The sequence below is a fragment of the Rhizobium sp. SG741 genome (genome assembly GCF_012275435.1).
Lineage (GTDB): Bacteria > Pseudomonadota > Alphaproteobacteria > Rhizobiales > Rhizobiaceae > Rhizobium > Rhizobium lusitanum.
In genome coordinates this window covers 71,678-87,712 of record NZ_JAAZQP010000008.1, presented here as the reverse complement: position 1 = coordinate 87,712, position 16,035 = coordinate 71,678, and the positions used below count along the sequence as shown (strand labels likewise).

Below are 16,035 nucleotides of genomic sequence, written 5' to 3'. Positions count from 1 at the left end.
GATCAGAGCTTCCGATCAGCCTCAGCGCTTCGGCGTTTCTTCCAGCAAATCTCGAACGAAATCGAACATGCCGTGCCGGCGATCGCGGCGCAGGCGCTCGGCCTTGACGATCGACTGCACGGCGTCGAAGGCGACGTTAAGGTCATCGTTGACGATGACGTAGTCGTATTCGCGCCAATGCGCGATCTCGGCGCGGGAATTGGCGAGACGCATGGCGATGACCTCTTCCGAATCCTCGGCGCGGCGATGCAGGCGCGATTGCAGCTCCGTCATCGTTGGGGGCAGCACGAAGATGGAGACGACGTCCGCCGGCATCTTTTCCTGCAGTTGCTGGGCGCCCTGCCAGTCGATGTCGAAAAGCATGTCACGCCCTTCGGCCATCGCCGTCTCCACCGGTTCGCGCGGCGTGCCATAAAAATTGCCATGCACCTCGGCCCATTCGAGCAGCGAGTCGGAATCGCGAAGTCGCTCGAACTCGCGCTGCGAAACGAAATGATAATGCACACCTTCAATTTCGCTCGGCCGGCGCTGCCGCGTCGTGACGCTGACGGAGAGGCTTACCTGCTTATCCTTGTCCAGCAGGGTACGCGCGATCGTCGATTTGCCTGCACCGGATGGCGAGGAAATCGCGAGCATCAGCCCCCGGCGGGCAATCGGAATGGATGTGGATGTCGCCGGCTTCATAGCCTACTCCAAATTCTGGACCTGTTCGCGGAACTGATCGATGACCACCTTCAGTTCGATGCCGGCTGCGGTAACCGCGGCGGTATTCGACTTCGAACAGATGGTATTCGATTCCCGGTTAAATTCCTGTGCAAGAAAATCGAGCTTGCGGCCGACGGGGCCGCCTTTGGAAAGGAGATCGCGCGCCGCCGCCACATGAGCCTTCAGGCGGTCGATCTCCTCGCGAAGATCGGCCCTGGTGGCGAGAAGGGCAGCCTCGGCATGCAGCCTGTCGCGATCGAGGCCCGACGAGCCGTCCAGAAGCGTGGCAACCTGTGCCGCCAGCCTCACGGCGATCTCCCGCGGTGAGCGCGAGGGATCTTGCTCGACCACAGCTGTCAGCGCCTCGATGGTTGCGACCTGACCGAGCAGGATCTGGCCAAGCGCCCGGCCTTCCCGTCCGCGCATGTCGCTGAGATCGCCAAGGGCCTCCTCAAGACCGGAGATGATGTCGGCGTCGCGTGCCGCAAGCACTTCTTCGCCTTCTTCAGCCTCCTTGAACTCGACAAGCCCACGAACAGCCATGAGGCTATCCAGCCTCAGAGGCGCGGGATCGACGATGCCGGCAAGCTGATCGCGCAGCGCCAGCACGGCCGCCAGCGCCTCCTGGTTCACCACGACCTCCACCCGGCTTTCCTCGACGGATAGCGACAGGCCGACCTGCAGGTTGCCGCGCGAAAACCGGTCGGCAATCAGCTTGCGGACATCGGTTTCCAAACGCTCCAGTCCTGGCGGCAACCGCAGGCGGACATCCAGCCCCTTGCCGTTCACCGACCGCAATTCCCATGCCCAGCGACTGCGCCCGCTCGTACCTTCACGCCGGGCAAAACCCGTCATGGACTGCAATGCCATGCAAGCCTCCGATAATTCCTATCCATAATCCGCTGAAAATCATCGGATTATGGACCAATGTAAAGTGAATCCGCGCCACCGCTTCAATGAAGCCATGGCGCAGCAAGGATCAGTTCGTCTTCTTTTTCTGCTGGGTGCCCGAACCGGTAGTGGTTGCGGCAGCGTCATCGGGCTGACCGTCAACCGCGATGGTGCTCGGATCTTCACCCTTTTCGGCGGCAAGCTTGCGCCAGCGCTTGACGTTGGCGTTGTGCTCTTCCAGCGTCGCGGCGAAGACATGGCCGCCCGTGCCATCCGCCACGAAGTAGAGATCCTGGCTCTTCCAGGGGTTGGCGACGGCCTCCAGTGCATCCTTGCCGGGATTTGCGATCGGCGTCGGCGGCAGGCCCTTGATGATGTAAGTGTTATAAGGCGTCTCTTTCTTCAGATCCGACTGGTAGATCGGGCGATCGGAAGGCTTCCCCTCCCCGCCGAAGAGACCATAGATGATCGTCGGATCCGACTGCAGGCGCATGCCCTTGCCGAGGCGGTTCAGGAAGACGGAAGCGACATGGGCGCGCTCATCCGCCAGACCGGTTTCCTTCTCGACGATGGAGGCCAGCGTGACGAAATCCTGCTTGTTCGCCAGCTGCAGGTTCGGGTCCCGCTTATCCCAGATCTGCTCGACCAGCTTGTCTTGCGCGGCCGCCATCTGCTGGATAATTTCCGTGCGCTTGGTGCCGCGCGTGAACTTGTAGGTGTCGGGCCTCAGGCTGCCCTCCCCCGGCAGGGCAGATGGCAAATCACCTTCGAGCACGGGATCGGCCTGCAGCTTGTTGAAGATCTGCCGCACGGTCAGACCCTCGGGCAAAGTGACCGAATAGAGGATGGATTTGCCCGATTTCAGCAGTTCCATGATGTCCTTCATGGAAGCGCTCGCCTTGATCTCGTATTCGCCGGCCCGCAAGGTTTCGCCGTCATGCAGATAAGTGGTCGTCAGCCAACGGAAGATGCGCTGATCGCTGATGATATTGTTGGATTCGAGACGATTGGCTATTTCGTTCAGGCCCGCGCCGTTACGGACGATGAAATTCGTATTGGTCGTCAGCGGGCCTGGGCTCTGGTAAACAGAGAAAGCATAATATGTGCCTGCTACGGCCGCGACGACGACGAAAATCGCCAACGTCATCAGGAAGTTCAGGAAGATCACCATCTGACTGCGGGCTTTGCGTGAACGCTTCGGCGGATCCGGAACACGCTCCGGACGCAGGGCTTCGCTTGCCGATTTCGGTATGATCGGCCCCTTCTGTCCGTTCGGAGTTCCGTTGCTCTGGTTCGTATCGCTCACCGGCAATCCCTTCCTTTTCGTGATTGCCTGCTCTTTGGCCAAGCAATGCGGCAAAAAACAGGTTCAGAGGATAAGGCGGAGCCGTATGAAGCTTCGCCTTCGACCGATCAGACATTACCGCGGCGCATCCCCGGGATGCATGGGGCGCGATAAAATTCGAGGACAGCGCGCAGGCTTGCCGAAGAGCATTCCCGCTTTCGCAGTTACGCGCTGTTATTATGCCTCATAACGGCGCAGGACAAGCGATGCGTTCGTGCCGCCGAACCCGAAGGAGTTGGACAGTGCGACATTGACGTCCCGCTTGCGGGCCTTGTGCGGAACAAGATCGATGGCGGTCTCGCGTTCCGGATTGTCGAGATTGAGCGTTGGCGGAACGATGTTGTCGCGAATGGCGAGCGTGGCGAAGATCGCCTCGATCGCACCGGCCGCCCCGAGCAGATGGCCTGTCGCCGACTTGGTGGACGACATGGAGATGCTGGACGCGGCATCGCCGACCAGCCGCTCGACGGCGCCGAGTTCGATCGTGTCGGCCATGGTCGAGGTGCCATGTGCATTGATATAGTCGACATCCGCCGGCGTCAGACCGGCGCGCTTCAAAGCCGATGTCATGCAGCGGAATGCACCCTCGCCGTCCGCCGACGGAGCGGTGATGTGATAGGCGTCGCCGGAAAGGCCGTATCCCACAACTTCGGCGTAGATCTTGGCGCCGCGAGCCTTGGCGTGTTCCAACTCTTCCAGAACAACGACGCCAGCGCCCTCGCCCATCACGAAGCCGTCACGGTCGCGGTCATAGGGGCGCGAAGCTCTCTGCGGGTCGTCATTATATTCCGTCGACAGCGCCTTGCACGCGGCAAAGCCGGCAAGCGAGATACGGCAGACCGGAGCTTCGGCGCCGCCCGCGACCATGACATCGGCATCGCCCAGCATGATCAGGCGGGCCGCATCGCCGATGGCATGCGCACCGGTCGAGCAGGCCGTGACGACGGCGTGGTTCGGGCCGCGCAGCTTGTGACGGATGGAAACCTGGCCGGAAACGAGGTTGATGAGGCGTCCGGGAATGAAGAAGGGCGAGATGCGGCGCGGGCCCTTGTCGCGCAGCGTATAGCCGGCCTCGACGATACCTTCGAGGCCGCCGATGCCGGAGCCGATCATGACGCCGGTCGCGATCTGGTCCTCGTCCGTGGCCGGGTGCCATTCGGCGTCTGCCAGCGCCATATCGGCAGCTGCCATGCCATAGATGATGAAGGGGTCGACCTTGCGCTGCTCCTTCGGCTCCATCCAGTCGTCAGCATTGAAAGTGCCGTCGGTGCCGTCGCCAAACGGAATGCGGCATGCGATCTTCGCGGCGAGATCCTCGACCTCGAATTCGGTCACGAGGCGCGCGCCGTTGTGCCCGGCGATCAAACGCGACCAGGACACCTCCGTGCCGCAGCCCAAAGGTGATACCATGCCGGTACCCGTGATAACGACACGTCTCATCGCCCTCAGACCCCCGTCTTCTTATGATGATATGCGTATAAATATGGTGCGCCCGACGTCGCGGGACGAAATAGGGCGGACTCTTGAGCCCGCCCATTCAAAAAGTACGAAAGATTAGGCCTGAGCCTTCTCAATGAACTTTACCGCGTCGCCGACCGTCAGGATCGAGTCAGCAGCGTCATCGGGGATTTCAACGCCGAATTCTTCTTCGAAGGCCATGACCAGTTCGACCGTGTCGAGCGAGTCCGCACCCAGATCGTCGATGAAGCTTGCGCTTTCAACGACCTTGTCGGCGTCAACGCCAAGATGATCAACAACAATTTTCTTTACGCGTTCTGCGATATCGCTCATGTCGGTTTCCTCGACCTTATGTCCTGATCAGAATGCCCTGTGACATCCCTACCCTAATTCAAGCCTGCAGCACCTGTTCTGGCGCCGCTGGCAAACCCGTACAACCCGGCGCTGAGATCCGGCCGAGCCGCCAAAAGCGCGGCGCCGTCCGTCTGCATTTTCGGGACGACTGTTCACAGTCATGGCCCGCTTAACACGGTTTAAGTCCGTCGCAAAGCCAGAAAATAGCCGGCTCCGGGTTGCTCAACATGCTATTGGAGGGAAAGTTCCCTCCAATAGCAATTCCCTTTAGATCATTGCCATGCCGCCGTTGACGTGGATCGTCTGGCCGGTGACGTAGCTGGCTTCGGAGGACGCAAGATAGGCGACCGCGGAAGCGACTTCCGCGCCGTTGCCCATGCGCTTCATGGGAATGGCACCCATGATGGCTTCCTTCTGCTTGTCGTTCAGCTTGCCGGTCATGGCGCTCTCGATGAAGCCGGGGGCGACACAGTTGACGGTGACGTTGCGGCTCGCGATTTCCTGCGCCAGCGACTTGGTGAAGCCGATCATGCCGGCCTTCGAGGCACAATAATTGGCCTGGCCGGGATTGCCTGTCACGCCGACGACGGAGGTGATGTTGATGATGCGGCCATAGCGGCGGCGCATCATCGGATGGGTCAGCTCGCGTGTCAGCCGGAAGACGGCGGTGAGATTGACTTCCAGTACGGCATCCCAGTCCTCGTCGCTCATGCGCACGAACAGGCCGTCCTTGGTGATGCCGGCATTGTTGACGAGAATATCGACGCCGCCGAGCTCTTCTTCGGCCTTGGCACCGAGCGCCTTGACCTCGTCGCGATCCGACAGATTGGCCGGGAAGATCTTGACGCGGTCGCCCAACTCGGCGGCCAATGCCTCCAGCCTCTCGACGCGCGTGCCATGCAGGCCGACAATGGCGCCCTGCTTGTGCAGGAGCCGGGCGATCTCTTCGCCGATGCCGCCGGATGAGCCGGTTACCAGGGCCTTGCGGCCGGTCAAATCAAGCATGTTTGTCCCTCGTTCCTTAATCTCTGTCAGCCGAGCAATACGCCAAGCGCCGTGTCGATATCAGCAGCATTGTTGACGGCGATGCCGTTGACCGATTTGTCGATGCGGCGCGCCAGGCCCGTCAGCACCTTGCCGGCGCCAATTTCATATAATGTTGTCACGTTGTTGGCAGCAAACCATTCCACCGTCTCGCGCCAGCGCACCTGGCCGGTAACCTGCTCGACGAGCAGCCTGGCGATCTCTTCGGCATCGGTCACCGGAGCGGCCTTGACATTGGCGATGACGGGCACGACCGGATTGGCCTTGGCAACGCCGGCCAGCGCCTCGCGCATCGCCTCTGCGGCCGGCGCCATCAGCGCGGAATGGAAGGGGGCGGAAACCGGCAGCAGGATGGCGCGCTTGGCGCCCTTGGCGGTTGCCAGCTCGGCTGCCTTCTCGACGGGCGCCTTCTCGCCGGAAATGACGATCTGGCCGCCGCCATTGTCGTTGGCGATCTGACAGGCGCCGAGCGCGGAAGCTTCGGCACAGACGGCGGCGACATCGGCATGTTCGAGCCCGATGATCGCAGCCATGGCGCCGACGCCAACGGGGACTGCCGCCTGCATGGCGTTGCCGCGAATGCGCAGCAGCCGCGCTGTATCGGCGAGCGAGAAGGTGCCGGCGGCGCAGAGCGCCGAATATTCGCCGAGCGAGTGGCCGGCGACATAGGAGACCTTGCTCTTCAGATCGAGGCCGCGGGCCTGCAGAACACGAATGACGGCGAGCGACACGGCCATCAGCGCCGGCTGCGCATTGGCCGTCAGCGTCAGTCTGTCTTCCGGGCCATTGAAGATGACGTCGGAGAGCTTTTCACCGAGCGCTTCATCAACTTCCTCGAAGACGGCGCGCGCTTCGGCGAAATTGTCGGCAAGGTCCTTGCCCATGCCGACGGCCTGGCTGCCCTGGCCGGGAAATGTGAAAGCAACAGTCATTATCAAGCGTCCTTTTGGGGTCGTTTCGCTTCCCAATGACATTGTTTGCGGCGGAGTCAATAGCGTAAACCCCGCAGCCAACGGCTTTTGCGCTCGCGGGACGCAGCGATTTTCTTCTTGCGCTCGCTCAATTCACGCCTAAATTCTCGCAACTCTCTTCATCATGAATTTCCCCTATCTCCAAGGTTTTCCCATGAAATATAAGAATTTAGGCCGCACCGATATTTCCGTTTCGCAAATTTGCCTGGGCACGATGACCTGGGGCACGCAGAATAGCGAAGCCGAAGCGCATGATCAGATGGATTACGCTCTCCATAAAGGCGTCAATTTCTTCGACACCGCCGAAATGTATCCGACGACGCCCGTCGGCGCGGAGACCCAAGGCCGTACCGAGGAGTATATCGGCACCTGGTTCGAAAAGACCGGCAAGCGCAAGGACGTCGTGCTCGCCACCAAGGTCGCCGGCCCTGGGCGCGACTATTTGCGCGGCGGTCAGGGCGCGGATGCCGCCAATATCCGCGCGGCGATCGACAGCAGCCTGAAGCGGCTGAAAACCGATTATATCGACCTCTATCAAGTTCATTGGCCGAACCGCGGCCATTTCCACTTCCGCCAGAACTGGCGCTACAACCCCTTTACGCAGGACCGCGAGAAGGCCGTCGCCGATATCACCGAGATCCTGGAGACGATGGGCGAGATGGTGAAGGCCGGCAAGATCCGTGCCCTCGGCCTTTCCAACGAGACGACCTGGGGCATCCAGAAATATCTGACGATTTCCGAACAAAAGGGCCTGCCGCGCGTCGTCTCCACGCAGAACGAATACAATCTGCTCTACCGGCATTTCGATCTCGATCTGGCCGAGCTTTCGCATCATGAGGATGTCGGCCTGCTCGCCTATTCGCCGCTCGCCGGCGGCATCCTCAGCGGCAAATATGTCGGCGGCACACGGCCTGCCGGCTCGCGCGGCTCGATCAACCACGACATCGGCGGCCGCCTGCAGCCGCTGCAGGAACCCGCGGTCAAGGCTTACCTCGAGATCGCCGCCAAGCACGATCTCGACCCGTCCAAGCTGGCGCTCGCCTATTGCCTCACCAAGCCGTTCATGACGTCAGTGATTATCGGCGCCACGACGATGGCGCAGCTCGAGACCGATATCGCCGCAGCTTACGTGACCTTGCCCGCGGAGGTACTGGCCGAGATCGAGCAGGTCCACCGGAAGTATCCGATGCCGATGTGAGGCGTAGCAAATGGACAGACCGTGGCGGCCGGAAGAAGCGGCCGTTACGGGTGGTCTATTGCACGATCTTTTGGCGAGAGCATCAACTCGGAGCCATGCGCTTCACGCAACTCGTCCTGCCCCTGCCCGCGATCCGAGGCCTTGTGGAGCAGGATCGATCTGTAGTCTGCGGAATGTCGCCCTTCGATCAGCGTGACGTCGGCATTCCCCGGATTGTCCGAGCGCTCGAACCAATCGACGGGACAATGCAGGAAATTCATTTCAAAGGCCCGGTTGGTGACGCCATGGCCGACGATGATGACATTGTTCTTTCCGTTTTCGGCGTCGTGCATGACGGTTTGTAGAAACAGGCGAACACGTTGGGCAACATCCGCCCGGCTCTCGCCGTCAGGCGGCCGCGCGTAGAACTTGCCGCTATTGTTGCGCAGCCTCGCCCACTTCTCGAACTCGTCGGGAAATTTCCGTTTCTGTTCGGCATGATCGTAGATTTCGGTGAAAAGCCCGAAATCCTGCTCACGCAACAGATAGTCCTCCCGAATGTCCCCGATCAGCTCGGCGGGCAGGACCTCCAGCAAGGCATCCTTGCTCTGTCGTGTCCTCAAGAACGGCGAATGCCAGATGCTCAGCTTGCGCAATTCGGCGCTCGGCAATGCCTTCAGATAGGCGGCGATGGCCCGTCCCGCCTCCAGCACCTGCCGATAACCCCACTCGGTCAGTGGCACATTGTGGTCGCCGAACTGCCGGTAGGCCTGCTCATCGATGTTGCCGAGGGATTCGCCGTGGCGGACGAGAAAGATGCGCATGAACAGTCCGTGTTGGCCGAAATTGATGTATGCCATCATGACGGGAGAGCGGGCTGCATGCAATGCGACGGGACACCGGCATGCGAATTGACCTGATGGCTGCTGCCTTTGCGCAAAACAACCCAATTTCGCCCCTCCTATTGCCTTTCCCGCAAAAATCCGTATAAGCCGCCCTGTTCGCAACCCGGTCTTCTGGCTGGTGGCTGAACGGAGGGCCGGTTTTCTTTTGGGAAAATCGTCGGAACGGAAGCGTTCCAGCCTCCCGTGTCTCCGCTCTCGACCGTCTCGGAAACGCTTTTCTTGCTTGGGGTTATCCCTCTCAGGAGCAGTCGTTGAGGCTTAGCCGCTAGAGCCCGGGTTCAGATCAACGCAAGAAAGGCAAAGCTATCCATGGCTCTTTATGAACATGTATTCCTTGCTCGACAGGATATCTCCACTCAGCAGGTCGACGCCCTCGTAGAACAGTACAAGGGTGTCATCGAAGCTAACGGCGGTAAAGTCGGGCGTATCGAAAACTGGGGCCTCAAGTCCCTCACCTATCGCATCAAGAAGAACCGCAAGGCTCATTACGCCCTGATGGACATCGATGCGCCGGCCGCTGCGGTCCAGGAAATGGAACGCCAGATGCGCATCAGCGAAGACGTCCTGCGTTACATGACGATCGCTGTTGAAAAGCATGAAGAAGGCCCGTCGGCCATGATGCAGAAGCGCGACCGTGACGACCGTCCGCGCCGCGATGGCGACCGTCCGGAGCGTAGCTTCGGCGACCGTGACCGTGGTCCGCGCCCGGATCGTGGTGACCGCGACGACCGTCCGCGCCGTCCGCGCGAAGACCGCGTATAAGGAGATTTTGAACAATGTCTGAAGTTTCCTCCGCACCGGTCCGCCGCCCGTTCCATCGCCGCCGCAAGACCTGCCCGTTCTCGGGCGCCAATGCGCCGCGCATCGACTACAAGGACGTCCGTCTCCTGCAGCGCTATATTTCCGAGCGCGGCAAGATCGTTCCTTCCCGCATCACGGCCGTTTCCCAGAAGAAGCAGCGCGAACTCGCCCAGGCGATCAAGCGCGCCCGTTTCCTCGGCCTGCTGCCCTACGTCCTCGCCTAATAAGCGCCGACGCTGATATGATTTGAGGGAAGGCAGTCATGCCTTCCCTTCCCCTTTTCGCGGTGGGCGCGGATCGGGACCTTGAAACCCCATGTTGGGGACGGCTTTCAGAACCGAGGTTCGGAAGCATCCTCTAACTGCTCGATACGAAGCAGGACAGCGACGTGAAACAGTTGAGTGCAAAAGAGCTTGGTATCGGCGCGCTTGCCGGTCTGACCGCCGCCCTACTCGTGTATGGCGCGACCACTCAACCTTTGCTGTTTATTCTGTTCGGCGCGCTTTCCGCCCTCCCTATCCTGCTCGTCGGCCTCGGCTGGGGCAACGTGGCCGTTGTCGTCGCTGTCGTGGTGGCAAGTGTCATCGGCGCCGTCTGGCAGTCGATGTATTTCGGGGTGTTTACACTCGTACTGACGCTGATACCGGCCTGGCTCAGCCATCTCGCCAATCTGGCGCGTCCCGCTTCCGAGCTCGGCGGCCCGGACCACCTGATGGCCTGGTATCCGCTCTCCGACATCATGCTGCATCTCTGCGGCCTCACGGCGGTAACTGTCATCATCGCCGGCGCGATTATGGGCTACAACGCCGATCTGGTCGGCCAGGTGGTGGACGCCTACGTCAGCGCGGTGAACCAGCAATCCCCCGACCTTCAGCTCGATCCGATTGCGATCGCGAAGATGAAGTCGCTGATGCTCTACATGATCCCAGTCGTCTGGGGCATGATCTGGGTCATGATGTTGCTGGCCGCCTATTATGTGGCGATCCGCATCGTTGCAGCCTCGAGGCATAATCTGCGCCCGAGGGAGGATATCCCCTCATCACTGCGCATGAACCGCAACGCGATCTTCGTCTTTCTCGTGGCGATCGTCGCCATGTTCCTCGGCGGCGTGGTTGGCCTGATTGCCGCCGCCGTCCTCGGCGCCTTCGGCGCGGGCTTCATCACTTCCGGCTTTGCGTCGCTGCATTACCGGACGCGCGGCAAGGACTGGCGCATACCCGTGCTTGTCCTCTGCTATCTGGCATCTTTCCTGCTGACGCTGCCGCTCCTCATCATCCTTGTTCTCGGCCTCTACGATACCCGCAAGGCGATATCGCTCACTCCGAACAAGAATGCCGACACATCCAAACCAACAGACACGAAAATCTGACATCGAAAGGAACAAGAAAATGCAAGTCATTCTTCTCGAGCGTATCTCCAAGCTCGGCCAGATGGGCGAAACCGTCAAGGTTCGCGACGGCTTTGCCCGTAACTACCTGCTGCCGCTCGGCAAGGCGCTCCGCGCCAATGCCGCCAACAAGGCCCGCTTCGAAGCCGAGCGCGCCACGCTCGAAGCCCGCAACCTGGAGCGCAAGAGCGAAGCCCAGAAGGTCGCAGACGTTCTCGGCGGCAAGTCCTTCATCGTCGTTCGCTCGGCTGGCGAAACCGGCCAGCTCTACGGTTCGGTCGCCGCCCGTGACGTCGTCGAAATCCTCGCCGCCGAAGGTTTCAACATCGGCCGTAGCCAGGTTCACATGAACACGCCGATCAAGGCCATCGGCCTGCACGATGTTGCGATCGGGCTTCACGCAGAAGTCGAAATCAAGATCGAGCTCAACGTTGCCCGTTCCGCTGAAGAAGCTGAGCGCCAGTCCAAGGGCGAGACCCTCACCTCCGCCGACGCCATCTACGGCGTTGACGAAGACGCCCTGCGTCCGGAAGACTTCTTCGATCCGGAAGCCGACGGCAATGCCGAAGAAGACGACGCATAAATTCCAGTCCATTGCTGGATGTGCGAAAGCCCGGATCGGACGATCCGGGCTTTCTTTTTGCGTTGGAGTGGGTTCATGCCCTGGCGCCGATATAGGCTCTCAGGGCCTCCGGCTCATCGGTTTGAATGGCGGAGACGCCGACATCGATCAGGCGTCCCCATATCGCGTCCGGATCCTTGAGCGCGGCGGTATCGGTAAAACCGGCGCATGAGACCGAATCGAGCGTGTTGACCCAGAGAGCGATGCCGCACTCCTGAAAAAGCGCCACTTGCCCGACGACCTGCTCCAGCCGGTCAAAATAGATTTCGCACAGGAACGGGCTCAGCTTGAAGAGAAGGTCGAGCTGGGAAGCCGCATCCGTTGCGTTCAGCCGCGTTTTGGCCATGAAGGGAACGCCATGTGGTTCCACCTTTTCGCGGATCCACGAGAGATCCTGATGGCTCCTCAAGTCTCCCCAGAAGTCGACCTGCTGGTCAACGCCCATCGATCGGGCGCAGGCGATGACGTCGGGGATCATGTCCCGGTGCTTGACGTCAAGATGGATGAAAATGCGATCCCGCGTCAGGTCAAAGACTTCCTTCAGGCTCGGCAGTCTTTCGCCCGTGAACTCGTTCGTCCCGCCGCCATCGCGATTGCGCAATTTCAGGCTCGACAATTTCTGCAGTGTCAGCGTCTCCGGCTCGCGGTTAAGACCCGCCATTCGCTCGAGCGTGTCGTCGTGCAACAGGAAGAGCTCGCCGTCGCTGCTGCGCCGGACGTCGATTTCAACCACCTCGTAGCCAGCCGATATGGCTCTTTCGATCGCCAGGAGGCTGTTCTCTGGCGCGGCGCGCCACACACCACGATGGACGACGATCGCGCAGGATCGATCTGGATCGGCGATGTGATCGACATAGGAAGGCATAGGCGAAACCACGAACTTGTTCTCCTTCAATTCTCGAAGGCATGAGGAACTGCCGAATCGGCAGACCCCGCCTACCAAGCCTCTTCAATCACACCATTGCTGATATGAGATGACGGGAGATTCGCGGAAATGCGGAAGCATTCTAGTCGTCGTTGATGCCCACCTCCGGCTGGGAGTTCTTATCGACCGAAACGACCACGGACATCCCAGGCGCCAGTTGGTCCGCCAAGGGTTGCCCCTGATCGATCTTGACTCTGACGCCGATGCGCTGGGCGACCTTGGTGAAATTGCCGGTGGCATTGTCCGGCTTGATGACGGCGAATTCAGACCCAGCCGCCGGCGAGAAGCGCTGGATATGGCCCTTGATCTCGCGGTGTCCGAGCGCGTCGACGGAAATCGTGACGGGCTGATCGAGCTTCATGCCGTCGAGCTGGGTCTCCTTGAAATTGGCGATCACCCAAATATCCTTCGGCACCAGGCCCATGAGCTGCGTTCCGGCCGTCACATATTGGCCGAGGCGCACGCCGATCTCGCCGACGCGCCCGTCCTGCGGCGCAACAATGGTCGCATTCTGAAGATCGATATCGGCGAGCTGCACGGCGGCTTCCGCGCCGCTGACACCGGCCTCCAGCGAGGCGCGGTTGACGATGATCGTCGTCAGGTTCTGTTGCGATACGTCAAGGGCCGCCTTCGCCTGGTTGACGGCTGCTCGCGCCTGCTGCAGCGTCGCCTGCGCCTGCTCGGAATCGCTTGTCGTGGACACCCCCTTGGCCACCAGCGTCGTCACGCGCTCCCAGGCGAGCTGGGCGCGCTTCAGCGCGGCGTTGGCGCTATCGATCTGCGCCTGGCTGGAGACGATGCCGGCCTTGGCGGCCTGCTCCTGCTGTTGCGAATTGGCGAGCGCCGCCTTCTGCCCGTCGAGCGTCGCGTGCGCCTCCGCCACCTTCTGCCGATAGATACGGTCATCGATCTTGGTCAGAACGTCGCCCTGCTTGACGAGCTTGTAGTCCTTGATCGGCACGTCGGTGATATAGCCGCTGACCTGCGGGCTGATGGTCGTGACATAGCCCTTGACATAGGCGTCGTCGGTGGTTTCGACCGAGCTTCTGAACGGCGGCAGGTGCCAGGCATAGAGCACCAGCATAACGCCGCCGATGCCGGCAAGAACCGCAATGACTTCGATTGGAGAGCGAACGAGCCTCGACATGGAGCTATTTCATATCCTCAAGGGTTGGATGCCATGGCCTGCGGCCGATCTTCAGCGAGCCGAGTTTTGACGAAGCGGAAGAATACATGCAGCGAAAGTCCGGCAAGCGATACAAAGGCGATCACTGCCGCAACAAGAAAAGCATCACCATAGGCGAGCATGTTGGCCTCACGGCTCACCTGCGCGCCGAGCAGCGCCAGCCCCTCTCCCTTGAGGATCGCACTGTCGCCGATCACCTTGCCGTAAGATGATGAAAGCTGGCTGACGCGTTCGGCCACATGCGGATCGGTCAGCAGCACGCGCTCGGTCAACACCGCGGAATGAAATTTCTCGCGAATGATGATCAGCGTGCCGTAGAACGCCGAACCGATCAGACCGCCGACGCTTTGCGTGAAGGTGAAAATGACGAAGAAAGTCACCAGATAGGCCGGCCCCTTCGACAGAGCCGCCTTGAAGCCCACCGACATGGATGGCGGCAGGAAAAGTGCTGCGCCGGCGGCCACCATCGCCTGACTGAGATACATTTGTTCTGGCCGCGTCAGGTTGGTCACCTGCGAATCGATGAGGGAACCGACCCCCATCAGAGCAAGGGCGACGAACTGGATCTGCCAGCTTAACCCATAGGTCATCAAGACCGCGCAGATGAGCCCGCCGATGACCGAAAATGCCAGGATGATCCAGTACAGCATGGAGAGCTGGTCGTAGAGCAGCCCGACAGCATTCTGATAGAATGTCACGACGACCGAAGTCTGCTCGGCGGCAATCAGGCGAAATACCAGCAGGATGCCGGTCAGGTGCAGCATCTCCGGCCGCAACAGCCAGCGAACATCGATGAGCGGTGTCGATCTTCTTAGATCGACGACGACAGCAGCGGTCAGCGAAGCAATGCCGATCGCCAGCACGATACCGAGCCAAGGCACCTCCAGCCACCAGTAGAGGCGACCGACCGACAGAACCACCGCCAGACAGCCGAAACCGATGGCAACCAGCAGGTAGCTGAAAATATCGCCGAGAACGATGACCTTGACGCGCGGCGGCGGCGTCAGCGGCAGCAGATAGATGATCGGCATGACAAGCAGCGCCAGAGCCATTTCGAGAGTATAGAGGCCGCGCCATTCGCCATAGTCGAGAAGCGAGGGCGACACGAGGCGAGTGATCGGCGCCGCCAGCAGCGTGTTCGTCATCGCCAGGCTGACGCCAACGGTCATCTTCTTGGCCGGCTCGAACGCTTCCAGCATGTAGAGGAACCCGAGCGTCGACAGTGGCGCGCCGGCGATGCCGCTCAAGAAACGGACGACGATCGCCGAATGCAGATCGGAAACGAAGAGATTGAGCAGCGAAGCAACGATGAAACCGAGAATGCTGACCTCGGCGAAATTACGGACCCCGTATTGCAGCCGGATCTTCACCAGCGCGATGGCGAGACTGACGTTCGGCGCCATGTAGGCGGCCGAAAGCCATGCCGATTCTGTGGTCGTGGCGGCGATGGTTCCCTGGATCTGGGTCAGATTGGCGAAGGCGAGGTTGAGGCCCAGGCCCTGCGTCAGGAAGAACATGACGGATGCGGCTATATAGAGCGGCACTTTCCAGCCCGGCATGGGCGGTGGAGCGGCAGGGACGGCGTTGGCTTCCACTTTGGGGACCGGGCCTGGCTCGCCGCTCATACATTACCTCATGACTTGCCCACATTCTGAAGATTGGCCGTCATGGCGCGGATAACTTTAAGCGCCATGCCGATATCCTCGTCCGAAATCCCTTCCAAAATATCCGCGCGCACACCGGTGGCAAGAGCCTCGACCTCGGCAGCGACGACTTTTCCGGATTCCGTCATGAATATCTGCTTGGCGCGACGATCTGATGGTACGGCGCGGCGCTCGATGAAACCTTGTCCCTCCATGGCATCGAGGATGCGCACGAGCGTTGGCGTCTCGAGCTCAAGTTCGTCGGCAAGCTCCCGCTGATTGATCCCGTCACGACGCGAGAGCCTATGGAAAACCCTTGCCCGAGCGAGCGTCATTCCATGTTCACGCACCAGCGCATCGAATGCCGCTCTCAACTTACGATTGAAAGAGGAAACTTCATCGAAAAGCTCACGTCTTGATGGCGCACCGGACATTTATTGCAACTTTATATTATTAGCAGCCTACCCTATTCAGGCAATAACCGGATTTTCTTATCTTTTCAAGCATCATAGCCGCACAAGTTGATGCGCCTGGCGAAATACCCGGTTAAAATCACCTATGGATAACTTGCATAAGTGATTCGTGTGTCGGGCCTTGCGTTGCAAAGTGGCGACAAGGGAT

General features: G+C 60.3%; 17 protein-coding genes. 5 read left to right on the top strand and 12 right to left on the bottom strand.

Annotated elements, in window-relative coordinates; all coding sequences use genetic code 11:
• Positions 1–21 precede the first annotated feature (21 nt).
• The 7 genes from gmk to fabD form a co-directional block, all read right to left on the bottom strand.
• Entirely contained in the window at positions 22–684 is a 663-nt protein-coding gene (gmk, locus tag FHT29_RS20670) for a guanylate kinase (protein WP_034507754.1), read from the bottom strand.
• A gap of 3 nt (positions 685–687) precedes the next feature.
• Complete coding sequence (locus FHT29_RS20665) at positions 688–1,575, bottom strand: YicC/YloC family endoribonuclease (RefSeq protein WP_037193980.1); 888 nt, start codon at positions 1,573–1,575, stop codon at positions 688–690.
• A gap of 109 nt (positions 1,576–1,684) precedes the next feature.
• A complete protein-coding gene (gene mltG, locus FHT29_RS20660; protein WP_037194404.1) occupies positions 1,685–2,902 on the bottom strand; it encodes an endolytic transglycosylase MltG in 1,218 nt (405 codons plus the stop codon).
• 216 nt (positions 2,903–3,118) lie between these two features.
• Entirely contained in the window at positions 3,119–4,381 is a 1,263-nt protein-coding gene (gene fabF, locus FHT29_RS20655) for a beta-ketoacyl-ACP synthase II (protein ID WP_037193978.1), read from the bottom strand.
• Between the two features lie 114 nt (positions 4,382–4,495).
• Positions 4,496–4,732 (bottom strand): acyl carrier protein, encoded by a 237-nt coding sequence (locus FHT29_RS20650; protein ID WP_004122114.1) that lies wholly within the window; start codon positions 4,730–4,732, stop codon positions 4,496–4,498.
• Between the two features lie 288 nt (positions 4,733–5,020).
• Complete coding sequence (gene fabG, locus FHT29_RS20645) at positions 5,021–5,758, bottom strand: 3-oxoacyl-[acyl-carrier-protein] reductase (protein WP_037193973.1); 738 nt, start codon at positions 5,756–5,758, stop codon at positions 5,021–5,023.
• 26 nt (positions 5,759–5,784) lie between these two features.
• Positions 5,785–6,729 (bottom strand): ACP S-malonyltransferase, encoded by a 945-nt coding sequence (fabD, locus tag FHT29_RS20640; protein ID WP_037193971.1) that lies wholly within the window; start codon positions 6,727–6,729, stop codon positions 5,785–5,787.
• Between the two features lie 193 nt (positions 6,730–6,922).
• Between fabD and FHT29_RS20635 the strand changes: the two genes are divergently transcribed.
• A complete protein-coding gene (locus FHT29_RS20635) occupies positions 6,923–7,966 on the top strand; it encodes an aldo/keto reductase (RefSeq protein ID WP_047553334.1) in 1,044 nt (347 codons plus the stop codon).
• 44 nt (positions 7,967–8,010) lie between these two features.
• Here FHT29_RS20635 and FHT29_RS20630 read toward each other — a convergent pair whose 3' ends face one another.
• Positions 8,011–8,769, bottom strand: coding sequence for a phosphoglycerate mutase family protein (locus FHT29_RS20630; RefSeq protein WP_047553331.1), 759 nt, complete (start codon positions 8,767–8,769; stop codon positions 8,011–8,013).
• 390 nt (positions 8,770–9,159) lie between these two features.
• Here FHT29_RS20630 and rpsF point away from each other — a divergent pair, with 390 nt between their 5' ends.
• The 4 genes from rpsF (at position 9,160) to rplI (ending at position 11,621) form a co-directional block, all read left to right on the top strand.
• Positions 9,160–9,612 carry a 30S ribosomal protein S6 gene (gene rpsF, locus FHT29_RS20625; protein ID WP_037193968.1) on the top strand — a complete coding sequence of 151 codons (453 nt, stop codon included), beginning with the start codon at positions 9,160–9,162 and terminating at the stop codon, positions 9,610–9,612.
• A gap of 14 nt (positions 9,613–9,626) precedes the next feature.
• A complete protein-coding gene (gene rpsR, locus FHT29_RS20620) occupies positions 9,627–9,875 on the top strand; it encodes a 30S ribosomal protein S18 (RefSeq protein WP_034507767.1) in 249 nt (82 codons plus the stop codon).
• A 164-nt stretch (positions 9,876–10,039) separates the two neighbouring features.
• Positions 10,040–11,020: a DUF2232 domain-containing protein gene (locus tag FHT29_RS20615; RefSeq protein ID WP_037193966.1), complete on the top strand. Its 981-nt coding sequence runs from the start codon at positions 10,040–10,042 to the stop codon at positions 11,018–11,020.
• Between the two features lie 19 nt (positions 11,021–11,039).
• On the top strand, positions 11,040–11,621 hold the full coding sequence (gene rplI, locus FHT29_RS20610) for a 50S ribosomal protein L9 (RefSeq protein ID WP_037193962.1): 582 nt from the start codon (positions 11,040–11,042) through the stop codon (positions 11,619–11,621).
• Positions 11,622–11,694: 73 nt separating this feature from the next.
• On the opposite strand, the gene FHT29_RS20605 is transcribed toward rplI, so the two are convergent.
• From FHT29_RS20605 to FHT29_RS20590, 4 genes are all read right to left on the bottom strand, one after another.
• Positions 11,695–12,537, bottom strand: coding sequence for a glycerophosphodiester phosphodiesterase family protein (locus tag FHT29_RS20605; RefSeq protein ID WP_348644871.1), 843 nt, complete (start codon positions 12,535–12,537; stop codon positions 11,695–11,697).
• A 130-nt stretch (positions 12,538–12,667) separates the two neighbouring features.
• The gene (locus FHT29_RS20600; protein ID WP_047552866.1) at positions 12,668–13,732 is read right to left on the bottom strand and encodes an HlyD family secretion protein; all 1,065 of its coding nucleotides are present in this window, start codon (positions 13,730–13,732) and stop codon (positions 12,668–12,670) included.
• 17 nt (positions 13,733–13,749) lie between these two features.
• The gene (locus FHT29_RS20595) at positions 13,750–15,396 is read right to left on the bottom strand and encodes an MFS transporter (protein ID WP_047552863.1); all 1,647 of its coding nucleotides are present in this window, start codon (positions 15,394–15,396) and stop codon (positions 13,750–13,752) included.
• A gap of 8 nt (positions 15,397–15,404) precedes the next feature.
• The gene (locus tag FHT29_RS20590; RefSeq protein ID WP_037193953.1) at positions 15,405–15,848 is read right to left on the bottom strand and encodes a MarR family transcriptional regulator; all 444 of its coding nucleotides are present in this window, start codon (positions 15,846–15,848) and stop codon (positions 15,405–15,407) included.
• Positions 15,849–16,035 lie beyond the last annotated feature (187 nt).

Excerpts from the sequence above, each read along its gene's own strand:
- FHT29_RS20650 (WP_004122114.1), bottom strand. The coding sequence starts at position 4,732 with ATGAGCGATATCGCAGAACGCGTAAAGAAAATTGTTGTTGATCATCTT.
- FHT29_RS20635 (WP_047553334.1), top strand. The coding sequence starts at position 6,923 with ATGAAATATAAGAATTTAGGCCGCACCGATATTTCCGTTTCGCAAATT.
- FHT29_RS20590 (WP_037193953.1), bottom strand. The coding sequence starts at position 15,848 with ATGTCCGGTGCGCCATCAAGACGTGAGCTTTTCGATGAAGTTTCCTCT.
- rpsR (WP_034507767.1), top strand. The coding sequence starts at position 9,627 with ATGTCTGAAGTTTCCTCCGCACCGGTCCGCCGCCCGTTCCATCGCCGC.
- fabD (WP_037193971.1), bottom strand. The coding sequence starts at position 6,729 with ATGACTGTTGCTTTCACATTTCCCGGCCAGGGCAGCCAGGCCGTCGGC.
- FHT29_RS20595 (WP_047552863.1), bottom strand. The coding sequence starts at position 15,396 with ATGAGCGGCGAGCCAGGCCCGGTCCCCAAAGTGGAAGCCAACGCCGTC.
- rpsF (WP_037193968.1), top strand. The coding sequence starts at position 9,160 with ATGGCTCTTTATGAACATGTATTCCTTGCTCGACAGGATATCTCCACT.
- fabG (WP_037193973.1), bottom strand. The coding sequence starts at position 5,758 with ATGCTTGATTTGACCGGCCGCAAGGCCCTGGTAACCGGCTCATCCGGC.
- rplI (WP_037193962.1), top strand. The coding sequence starts at position 11,040 with ATGCAAGTCATTCTTCTCGAGCGTATCTCCAAGCTCGGCCAGATGGGC.
- FHT29_RS20630 (WP_047553331.1), bottom strand. The coding sequence starts at position 8,769 with ATGCGCATCTTTCTCGTCCGCCACGGCGAATCCCTCGGCAACATCGAT.
- gmk (WP_034507754.1), bottom strand. The coding sequence starts at position 684 with ATGAAGCCGGCGACATCCACATCCATTCCGATTGCCCGCCGGGGGCTG.
- FHT29_RS20665 (WP_037193980.1), bottom strand. The coding sequence starts at position 1,575 with ATGGCATTGCAGTCCATGACGGGTTTTGCCCGGCGTGAAGGTACGAGC.
- fabF (WP_037193978.1), bottom strand. The coding sequence starts at position 4,381 with ATGAGACGTGTCGTTATCACGGGTACCGGCATGGTATCACCTTTGGGC.
- FHT29_RS20600 (WP_047552866.1), bottom strand. The coding sequence starts at position 13,732 with ATGTCGAGGCTCGTTCGCTCTCCAATCGAAGTCATTGCGGTTCTTGCC.